General features: G+C 57.9%; 10 protein-coding genes. 3 read left to right on the top strand and 7 right to left on the bottom strand.

Annotated features, from left to right (window positions below):
* Positions 1-41: 41 nt before the first annotated feature.
* Both proB and HMPREF3277_RS02890 read right to left on the bottom strand, forming a co-directional pair.
* Positions 42-1166 (bottom strand): glutamate 5-kinase, encoded by a 1125-nt coding sequence (proB, locus tag HMPREF3277_RS02895; RefSeq protein ID WP_070869991.1) that lies wholly within the window; start codon positions 1164-1166, stop codon positions 42-44.
* A 439-nt stretch (positions 1167-1605) separates the two neighbouring features.
* Positions 1606-2196, bottom strand: coding sequence for an NAD(P)H-dependent oxidoreductase (locus tag HMPREF3277_RS02890; protein ID WP_003779953.1), 591 nt, complete (start codon positions 2194-2196; stop codon positions 1606-1608).
* Positions 2197-2298: 102 nt separating this feature from the next.
* On the opposite strand from HMPREF3277_RS02890, the gene HMPREF3277_RS02885 reads away from it, so the two are divergent.
* On the top strand, positions 2299-3183 hold the full coding sequence (locus HMPREF3277_RS02885; protein WP_070869990.1) for a LysR family transcriptional regulator: 885 nt from the start codon (positions 2299-2301) through the stop codon (positions 3181-3183).
* 108 nt (positions 3184-3291) lie between these two features.
* Here the strand turns inward: HMPREF3277_RS02885 and miaB are convergent, their stop codons facing one another.
* Positions 3292-4620 carry a tRNA (N6-isopentenyl adenosine(37)-C2)-methylthiotransferase MiaB gene (gene miaB / locus HMPREF3277_RS02880; RefSeq protein ID WP_003743791.1) on the bottom strand — a complete coding sequence of 443 codons (1329 nt, stop codon included), beginning with the start codon at positions 4618-4620 and terminating at the stop codon, positions 3292-3294.
* 46 nt (positions 4621-4666) lie between these two features.
* Here miaB and HMPREF3277_RS14835 point away from each other — a divergent pair, with 46 nt between their 5' ends.
* The gene (locus HMPREF3277_RS14835) at positions 4667-4807 is read left to right on the top strand and encodes a hypothetical protein (RefSeq protein ID WP_168168243.1); all 141 of its coding nucleotides are present in this window, start codon (positions 4667-4669) and stop codon (positions 4805-4807) included.
* A gap of 17 nt (positions 4808-4824) precedes the next feature.
* On the opposite strand, the gene HMPREF3277_RS02875 is transcribed toward HMPREF3277_RS14835, so the two are convergent.
* Positions 4825-5232, bottom strand: coding sequence for a hypothetical protein (locus HMPREF3277_RS02875; RefSeq protein ID WP_070869989.1), 408 nt, complete (start codon positions 5230-5232; stop codon positions 4825-4827).
* Positions 5233-5444: 212 nt separating this feature from the next.
* Between HMPREF3277_RS02875 and hemL the strand changes: the two genes are divergently transcribed.
* Positions 5445-6743 (top strand): glutamate-1-semialdehyde 2,1-aminomutase, encoded by a 1299-nt coding sequence (hemL, locus tag HMPREF3277_RS02870; RefSeq protein WP_070869988.1) that lies wholly within the window; start codon positions 5445-5447, stop codon positions 6741-6743.
* A 229-nt stretch (positions 6744-6972) separates the two neighbouring features.
* On the opposite strand, the gene waaA is transcribed toward hemL, so the two are convergent.
* Genes waaA through HMPREF3277_RS02860 form a run of 3 tightly spaced genes read right to left on the bottom strand, consistent with a single transcriptional unit; the run spans position 6973 to position 9706 of the window.
* On the bottom strand, positions 6973-8250 hold the full coding sequence (gene waaA, locus HMPREF3277_RS02865; RefSeq protein WP_070869987.1) for a lipid IV(A) 3-deoxy-D-manno-octulosonic acid transferase: 1278 nt from the start codon (positions 8248-8250) through the stop codon (positions 6973-6975).
* Complete coding sequence (locus tag HMPREF3277_RS14390) at positions 8247-8567, bottom strand: hypothetical protein (protein ID WP_141765173.1); 321 nt, start codon at positions 8565-8567, stop codon at positions 8247-8249. The genes waaA and HMPREF3277_RS14390 overlap by 4 nt, the downstream gene beginning before the upstream one ends.
* Positions 8492-9706, bottom strand: a complete 1215-nt coding sequence (locus tag HMPREF3277_RS02860) for an MFS transporter (RefSeq protein ID WP_070869986.1) — start codon at positions 9704-9706, stop codon at positions 8492-8494. Before HMPREF3277_RS02860 ends, HMPREF3277_RS14390 begins: the two co-directional genes overlap by 76 nt.
* Between the last annotated feature and the right edge of the window lie 339 nt (positions 9707-10045).

Here is a 10045-nt window from a genome sequence, read left to right as displayed (position 1 = left end):
TGATTTTTGTTAATCCACTATAAGGTTTCAGGCGACCTTTTTTACCAATGCGACGCCATATTGTCGCGGTGTATGAGTTCGTCTTCGTGGGCGTAGCCTAATTTTTCGGCGATGTGCTCGGACGGGGTTTGCAGGATTTTGGCGGTTTCGCCGCTACTGTAATTGGTGAGGCCGCGGGCGATTTCTTTGCCGTCGGTATCGAGGATGGCGACGAGTTCGCCGCGGTGGAAATGTCCGTCCGCGCGGATACAGCCGACGGGCAGCAGGCTGGCGTGTTGTTCGGTCAGGGCTTTTACCGCGCCACTGTCGACGGTCAGGCTGCCAGCGGTTTGGACGTGTCCGAGCAGCCATTGTTTGCGGGCGGCGACGCGGCTGTGCGCGCTGGTGAAGAGTGTGCCTATGCTTTCGCCTTGTTTGAGGCGGACGAGGATGTCGGGTTCGCCACCCCATGCGACGACGGTGGCGGCTCCGCTGAGTGCGGCGCGTTTGGCGGCGGTTACTTTGGTGTACATGCCGCCGGTGCCGACGCTGCTGCCTGCGCCGCCCGCCATGCTTTCAAGGTCGGGATGGTCGGCTGCGATGGTCGGAATCAGTTTGGCTTGCGGATTTTTGCGCGGGTCGCTGTCGTACAGACCTTTTTGGTCGGTCAGAAGGACGAGTGCGTCGGCTTCGATGAGGTTGGTTACGAGCGCGCCGAGGGTGTCGTTGTCGCCGAGCTTGATTTCGTCGGTGGTCACGGTGTCGTTTTCGTTGATGACGGGGACGATGCCTTTGGACAACAGGGTTTGCAGGGTGCTGCGGGCGTTGAGGTAGCGGGTACGGTTGCTCAGGTCGTCGTGGGTGAGCAGGATTTGGGCGGTGCGGATGCCGTGCGGTGCGAACGCGGCTTCGTAGGCTTGGGCGATGCCGGTTTGCCCGACGGCGGCGGCGGCTTGCAGTTCGTTGATGGCGGTGGGGCGTTTGCTCCAGCCCAGCCGTTTGATGCCTTCGGCGATGGCGCCGCTGGAAACGAGGACGGTTTGCACGCCTTGTTTGCCCAGTTCGGCGATTTGCGCCGCCCAGCGGTCAAGTGCGGCTTGGTCTATGCCTTTACCGCCGGCGGTAACGAGGCTGGAGCCGACTTTGACGACGAGGGTGCGGATGTTGGAGAGGTTTTGCAGGGACATGGTTTTTCTCGCTGGGGATATGGGGCGGCTTCGGACGGGTTGTTAAACGTAAAAAGGTCGTCTGAAAGCGCGAAAACTGATTTTCAGACGACCCCTATGGGGCTGTCAATACGCGGTATCGTGAAATTGCTAAAAGACAGGCGGGATTCGGTGAGCCGACTGTTGATGCCGACACGATACAAAAAGGTCGTCTGAAAACCACGATACGGGTTTTCAGACGACCTTTGATTTATTTGGCGTACACGAATATCAATTATAGTGGAATTAACATAAATCAGGACAAGGCGACGAAGCCGCAGACAGTACAGGTAGTACGGTAAGGAGAGGTAACGCCGTACTGGTTTAAAGTTAATCCACTATACTCTGCGTATAGCCAGCCTACCTACATCGATACGGCGGATAGCAGATACCGTATCGGCAATCAGGCCGGCCATCTCAACTATGCTTTACCGAACACCTTCTCCAAATGCGCCCGATAATCCGCCAAATACCGCTCCACCTGCGGATTCTTGATCACATCGTTGCAGATGAACGAGGGCAGGCGCGTGGTGCCGAGGAACTCGTTGGCCTTGTGGAAATGCAGGTACACGCCGTCCACGCCCGCGCCCTCAAAGAAATCGCCTTCGCGGGTAAACGCTTCAATCGGCGCGTTCCAAGTGGATGAAATCATGTGTTTTTTGCCATGCAGCAAGCCGCCCGTGCCGTAGCCTTCCGTCGGGTTTGCACGGTGGCGGCCGTCGTTGGCCACCAGCTTGTTTTCGCCCACGCCTGCGGTAAACACTTCATCGATATATTTTTTCACCGTCCACGGCTCGCCCATCCACCAGCCGGGCATCTGCCAGATGACCGCGTCCATCCACAGCCATTTTTCCACCTCGGCATCTTTGTCGTAGCCTGCTTCAATCACGGTTTCCTTCACCGCATGGCCGAGTGCGGTCAGCGTGTCGCGCGCGGTTTGGTGCAATGTGTGGTTCAGGCGGCCGGCGGAATGGCCGAAATGTTGGCCGCCGTCAATTAACAGAATATTCATGTTGGTCCCTCAAATATTTGCGTTGAAAAAGCATTATTGTACCCCGATGCTTTATAATGAAAACAGCAATAATTGCAAAACACTTTTCTAGGAAAAGCAACAATGAAAACCCATTCAGACGAACTGGCCGTGTTCGTGCAGGTGGTGGAAAGCGGCAGTTTCAGCCGCGCGGCAGAACGGCTCGGGCTGGCCAACTCCGCCGTCAGCCGCACCGTGAAGCGGCTGGAAGACAAACTCTCCGCCAACCTGCTCAACCGCACCACGCGCCAACTGCGGCTCACCGAAGAAGGCTGCCGCTTTTTCGAGCGCGCGCGGCAGATACTGCACGACATCGAGGCCGCCGAGGCCGAAATCCTCTCCGCAGGCGGCGCGCCGCAGGGCGTGCTTCGGGTGGATTCCGCCACGCCCACGCTGCTGCACCTCGTCGCCCCGCTGGTACGCCCGTTCTGCGAACGCTATCCGCAGGTGTCGTTGCTGCTCACTTCGTCCGAAGGCTACATCGACCTCATCGAGCGGCGCGTGGACATCGCCATCCGCGCAGGCAGCCTGCACGACTCCGCCCTGCGCGCCCGCCATCTGTTTGACAGTCGTCTGAAACTCGTTGCCGCGCCCGATTATCTCGCCAGTCACGGTACGCCCCAAACCGTCGCCGACCTGTCGCAGCACACCCTCATCGGCTTCTCCGAGCCCAAAACCCTGAACAACTGGCCGTTTGCCGACACCGGCCACACGCCCTACGCCGCCGTGCCGCAATTGTCCGCCAACAGCGGCGAAACCATCCGCCGCCTGTGTCTGGAAGGCAACGGCATCGCCTGCCTGTCGGATTTCACCGTCGCCGCCGATATCGCAGCGGGACACCTGCACGAACTCCTGCCCGACCGCGCCTTGAACGAAGCCAAACCGTTTTACGCCGTCTATTACGGCGACAATGCCGTCAGCCCGAAAATCCGGGCATTTGTGGATTTTTTGGTGGAACAAGTCAATTAAAGTACGTTTTTAAACACTAAGTCTTTCTGAACTTGCCCAAAATATGAAAAGGTCGTCTGAAAACCAAGATACAGGTTTTCAGACGACCTTTGCTATGGCGGAACGGCTTTACGCTTCGACCGGTTTGCCGCGCAGGGAGAAGGTGTAGGCTTCGGTGATTTCCAAATCGATCATTTGGTTGATCATATCGGGCGTGCCGGTGAAGTTGACCACGCGGTTGTTGGCGGTACGGGCTTGGAGCTGGTCGGGGTCTTTTTTGGAGATGCCTTCGACCAGACAGCGTTGTACGGTGCCGATCATGGTTTGGTTGATGCGGGCGGTTTCGGCTTCGATGACTTCGTTCAGGGCTTCGAGGCGGCGCACTTTTTCGGCGTGCGGGGTATCGTCCGGCAGGTTGGCGGCAGGGGTGCCGGGGCGCGGGCTGTAAATGAAGACGAAGCTCAAATCGAAGGCGATGTCTTTCACCAGCTTCAGGGTTTGCTCGAACTCGCGCTCGGTTTCGCCGGGGAAACCGACGATGAAGTCGCTGCTTAGACACAAGTCGGGGCGGATGGCGCGCAGTTTGCGAATGATGGATTTGTATTCCAAGGCGGTGTAACCGCGCTTCATCGCGCTCAATACGCGGTCGGAACCGCTCTGAATCGGCAGGTGCAGGTGCGACACCAGCTTGGGCAGGTCGCGGTAGCACTCGATAATCGAGTCGGTAAACTCGCGCGGGTGGCTGGTGGTGAAGCGCATACGCTCGATGCCGGGGATTTCGTGGACGATGCGCAGCAGGGTGGCAAAATCGCAGATTTCGCCGTCTTCCATTTCGCCGCGATAGGCGTTGACGTTTTGTCCCAAGAGGTTGATTTCTTTAACGCCTTGCTGGGCGAGGTTGGCGATTTCGGTCAAAACGTCGTTCAGCGGGCGGGAGAACTCTTCGCCGCGGGTGTAGGGGACGACGCAGAACGAGCAGTATTTGGAACAGCCTTCCATGATGGATACGAATGCTGCGCCGCCTTCGACGCGGGCGGGCGGCAGGTGGTCGAATTTTTCGATTTCGGGGAAGGAAATATCGACTTGCGACAGGCCGCTGGTTTCTTTATCCACAATCATTTTGGGCAGGCGGTGCAGCGTTTGCGGGCCGAAGACGACGTCCACATAAGGCGCGCGTTTGATGATGTTTTCGCCTTCTTGGGAGGCGACGCAGCCGGCAACGCCGATGATGAGGTCGGGATTTTTTTCTTTGAGCGGGCGTACGCGGCCTAAGTCGGAGAACACTTTTTCCTGCGCTTTTTCGCGCACGGAGCAGGTGTTGAAGAGGATGATGTCGGCTTCGTCGGCTTCGGTCACTTGTTCGATGCCGCCGTTTTCTTCGGCGAGTACAGCAAGCATTTTTTCGCTGTCGTATTCGTTCATTTGGCAGCCGAAGGTGCGGATAAATACTTTTTTCATGGTTTGTGTCTTTCTCAGGTAGCCCGTAATTGCGGGGCTGATTGTTATGGAAATCTCGGTTTCAGACGACCTTGGGGAGAGCGTGGGTAGGTCGTCTGAAACACTGATTCGTCAGGGCGCAAAAATGCGCGGTTGCGCTGCTGCGGCTGCAACAGCCAACCACGCGGTGTGTGCTTGGGTCGTCTGAAACGGGCAGGCCGCGGCTTATTGCGCGTCTTGCTTAGTCTCGTCGCGGACTTCTTTTTGCGCGGTAAAACGGGAGGCTTCGTCGTCGGTCAAAACCCATACTTCGCGCACGAGGGCGTTGGTGTCGTTGTGTTTGAAGGCGATGGTTTTGCCGGTTTTACTTGCCAGCCGCCCCATCGGGATGAAGCGGTCGTTTTCGTCGTGGATTTTGGTGAAACGGGTAATCTGCAGCTTGGCGGAATTGCCGTCGGCGAGGCCCAGCGTCAAGAGGCGCGTCCATGAGAAGCCGCCACGGCTCACTTTCAGATAAGGCAGTTCGACCTGTTTCAAAACCGCCGCGTCCATATCGCTCGGCAGCTTGCGCTGGGCGGCGTAGGAGACGGTGGAAACCAAAAGGGTAAGCATTAAAATGAATCCGCGTAACATGATGTTTTCTTTATGGTATAAATGGGTGCGGATTATAGCACAAACGCTTCAAATATGAACAGAGTGATTGTTTTTACAGAACAATTTTCATTTTCAGATACGGCGTTGCGCCGTGGCGGTTTGGGCTTTCGGGGTCGTCTGAAACGGCTGGCGCGGGCAATCTGATGATAAAATACCGCTTATTTTTCAGACGACCTCAGAAAGAACCCGCTATGAACCGTAACGAAATCCTGTTTGACCGCGCCAAAGCCATCATCCCCGGCGGCGTGAATTCCCCCGTCCGCGCATTCGGCAGCGTCGGCGGCGTGCCGCGCTTCATCAAAAAAGCCGAAGGCGCGTATGTTTGGGACGAAAACGGCACGCGCTACACCGATTACGTCGGTTCGTGGGGGCCTGCGATTGTCGGACACGCGCACCCCGAAGTCATCGAGGCCGTGCGCGAAGCCGCGTTGGGCGGTTTGTCGTTCGGCGCGCCCACCGAAGGCGAAATCGTCATCGCCGAAGAAATCGCCAAAATCATGCCGTCCGTCGAACGGCTGCGCCTCGTCAGCTCCGGCACCGAAGCGACCATGACCGCCATCCGCCTCGCACGCGGCTTTACCGGACGCGACAAAATCATCAAATTTGAAGGCTGCTACCACGGCCATTCCGACAGCCTGCTCGTCAAAGCCGGCAGCGGTCTGCTCACTTTCGGCAACCCGTCTTCCGCAGGCGTTCCTGCCGACTTCACCAAACACACCTTAGTCCTCGAATACAACAACACCGCCCAACTCGAAGAAGCGTTCGCCCGCAACGGCGACGAAATCGCCTGCGTCATCCTCGAACCCTTCGTCGGCAATATGAACCTGGTCCGCCCGACCGAAGCTTTCGTCAAAGCCTTGCGCGAATTGACCAAAAAACACGGCGCCGTGTTGATTTACGACGAAGTGATGACCGGCTTCCGCGTCGCGCTCGGCGGCGCGCAGTCGCTGCACGGCATCACGCCCGACCTGACCACGATGGGCAAAGTCATCGGCGGCGGTATGCCGCTTGCCGCGTTCGGCGGACGCAAAGACATCATGGAATGCATTTCCCCGCTGGGCGGCGTGTATCAGGCAGGCACTTTGTCGGGCAACCCGATTGCCGTCGCCGCCGGCTTGAAAACGCTCGAAATCATCCAGCGCGAAGGCTTCTACGAAAACCTGACCGCCTTGACCCGCCGCCTCGCCGACGGGCTTGCCGCCGCCGCCAAAGCGCACGGCATCGAGTTCACCGCCGACAGCGTGGGCGGTATGTTCGGCCTGTATTTCGCCGCCCATGCCCCGCAAAACTACGGCGACATGGCGCGTTCCAATATCGACGCCTTCAAACGCTTCTTCCACGGCATGCTCGACCGCAACACCGCCTTCGGCCCGTCCGCCTACGAAGCAGGCTTCGTCTCCGCCGCGCACACGCCCGAACTGATTGACGAAACCATTGCCACCGCGCATCAAGTGTTCGCGGAAATGGCGAAATATAGTGGATTAAAATAAAAATGAGACAAGGCGGCAACGCCCGCCGTGTACGGGTAGTACATAAGGGCGTTGGCAACGCCGTATCATTGCAATTTTAATCCACTATAAGGCGGAATGGCTTGCCGTCAGGGCAGTGCGGGCGACGCCGCTTGATTCGCGGCAATCCGTCCACAAGACAAAAAGGTCGTCTGAAAACCTAAATTTGGGTTTTCAGACGACCTTTCGTTTGGGGAAGGCAGGTTTGCCCTTACGCCTCTTTGCGCGTCAGATGGCGCACAGACGCGGCGATTTCGTCCGCCATCCGACGGCTGGCGCCTTGATGGCCGGCGACAAAGCGTGCCGCCTGTTGGGCGAAATGGCTGCGCTCGCTCGGATTTTCCAAACAGGCTGCCACGAAGGTGCGCCATTCGTCCGCATTCTGCACCTGCACCGCCGCTTGGGCTTCCAGCGCGCTGCGGCAGGCGGCGGCAAAGTTGTAGGTGGAAAAGCCGAACACGGTCGGAATGCCGCAGGCTATCGGCTCGATGATGTTTTGACAGCCGCTGTCCACGAGGCTGCCTCCGACAAAGGCGACATCCGAACTGAGGTAGTAGGCAAAGAGTTCGCCCATGCTGTCGCCCACCCAGACTTGGGTTTGCCGGGAAACCGGCAGGTTGTCGCTGCGTTTTTGAACGGTATAACCCAATGCCTGCGCCGTTTCAAAGGTCGTCTGAAAACGCTCCGGATGGCGCGGAACGACGACCAGCAAGGCATCGCCGGTATATTTTTTCCATGCTTCGAGCAAGAGCGCCGCTTCGTCTTGCTCTTTGTAAAAGCGGGTGCTGGCGCAGACGGCGACGGGGCGCGTGCCTATGCGTTCGCGGAAGGCCGCCGCCAGCGCGCGCATCCGTTCGGGCGGGGAAATATCGTATTTGGTGTTGCCGCAGACATGGACGTTGGACGCGCCGATCAAGTGCAGCCGCTCCGCGTCTTCGGCGGTTTGCGCGAAACAGCCGCTTAAGGTTTGCAGCGCAGGCTCGAACAGGTTGCGGATTTTCAAATAGCCGCGCTGCGATTTTTCAGACAGGCGGGCGTTGGCGAGAAACAAGGGGACGTGCGCGTCGGCGCAGGCGTGCATGAGGTTGGGCCAGATTTCCGTTTCCATCAGCACGCCGAACAGTGGGCGGTGTTCCTTCAGGAATTGGGCGACCCATTCGGGTTTGTCGTAAGGCAGGTAACGGCATTGCGCGTCGGGGAACAGTTCTTTCGCGGCGGCGCGTCCGGTCGGCGTCATTTGGGTCATGAGCAGCGGCGCGTCGGGGAAATGGCGGCGCAGCGCTTCCACCAAGGGCTGCGCGGCGCGGGTTTCGCCGACCGATACGGCATGCACCCAAATCGGATGCTGCACAGGTCGGTCAAACGGTTCGCCGAAACGCTCGCCCCAATGGTAGAGGTAGGCAGGCGATTTGACGGCGCGCTTTTTGAGATAGTGGCGGATAAGCGGCGGCGCGATGCGCCATAATTGCGTGTAAAACCAACGATTCATGTATTCCACTCGAAAACGGTACGGACGGGGTGGCGGACGGTGCGCGGCGGGGCGGAATGTAGGCGGTTGACGGTTTCAAGCTGCCTGTCGCCGAACCTCCGGTTTCCCGAGCCTATTCTAGCCGATTTTGCCGCTTCGCCCACGCCTCTTTTGAGCTGACTTGATGTAACGGCGGAAAAAGGTCGTCTGAAAACCCGAAATCCGATTTTCAGACGACCTGTCTTGGTTGCGTCGCAGCGGTTTACGCCGCTTTCTTTTCGCGTATCGGCAGGTTCAGCAAAGCCGCCGTCCCCGCCAACACCGCGTCGGCATACCACATCCAGCCGTAATCGTTAAACCGGTAAATCACGATGCCGCCGATATACGAGCCTAAAAAGCCGCCGATTTGGTGGCTCAACATCGTCAGCCCGAACAGCGTCGCCAGATAGCGCGTGCCGAACAGCTTGCCCGTAATCGCAGCGGTCGGGGCGACGGTGGCGAGCCAAGTGAAGCCCAGCGCGGCGGCGAAAATGTAGAAATTGACGTCGGTTCTCGGTGCGGCAAGGTATATCAGCACCATCGTCACGCGCGAGGCGTAGAGTCCGAACAAAACGTATTTGCCCAAAAACCGCCCCGTACACCAGCCCGAAAAAATGCAGCCCGCAATGTTCGCCAAGCCGATAATCGCAATCGAAGTCGAAGCGACCGAAGCAGGCAAGCCGCAGAGCGCGATTTCGTTGGGCAGGTGGGTCACTAAAAACGCGATGTGGAAACCGCAGGTAAAAAAGCCCAAGTGCAGCAGGATGTAGCTGCGGTCTTTAAACGCCGCTTTGACTGCCTGCCCCAGCGATTGCCCGTTTTCAGACGACGTGTGGTGCGTGGCGACAGCGTTTTTGCCGCCCGCCAGCCACCACGAAATCGGCAGGATTAAAAGCGCAATCCCGCCCCAAACATAAAACGTCCCCGTCCAGCCGACGGCGGGCAACACCAGCAAACCCTGCACCAGCGGCGCAAACAGAAACTGCCCCGCCGAACCGCCCGCGTTGACCAGCCCCGAAGCCAAACCGCGTTTGTGCGGCGGCACTTTCGCCGCGACCTGCCCCATAATGATGGAGAAACCGCCCGCCCCCGTTCCGAATGCAAAAAGCAGCCCGATTGCCAGCATCAGCCCCCAATAAGTCGGCATTTGCGGCACCATCAGGCAGGCACAGACCAACAGCAACGCGCCGCCGCCCAACACCTTAAACGCGCCGAAGCGGTCGGCAAGCGCGCCGGAAAGCGGCTGGGACACGCCCCACATCAACTGGAAAACGGCAATAATCAGGCTGAACTCTTGGATACTCAGCTCGGTAGAGTCGACGACGGGACGGACAAACAGCCCCATAGTCATACGCATACCGATGGTAATCAGTAGGATGGCGGCGGCAGCGGCGATTACCAGCCAAAGGTTGGGGGATTTTTGCTGTGTGTGGGTCATGGTTATTGTTTGTTTCTATTGGAAAATGCCGTTCAATCAAACGGCAGAATGACGGATTTTAACAAACGGGCTGACGCAGGCTAAATAACTCCTGATGCTTTGGATATAGCCAAAACCTCTATCCGCGCCGCATTGACCGTTCTCCTTTACCTGCAAGGCAGGATATGGAACGCGGACAGAAATTCAGCGCGTAAAGAACGGCAAAGGTCGTCTGAAAACTCAAAATCCGATTTTCAGACGACCTTTGTCCCGAGAACGGATAAAATCCGTATTGATGAAGCCATATCGGCTTCAAGCGGATTCCCGATATAGTGGATTAAAATTGCAATGATACGGCGT

The sequence above is a fragment of the Neisseria sp. HMSC70E02 genome (assembly GCF_001838645.1).
Classification (GTDB): domain Bacteria; phylum Pseudomonadota; class Gammaproteobacteria; order Burkholderiales; family Neisseriaceae; genus Neisseria; species Neisseria macacae.
The sequence above is the reverse complement of the archived record's forward strand: the minus strand, read 5'-3'. Positions and strand labels throughout refer to the sequence as shown.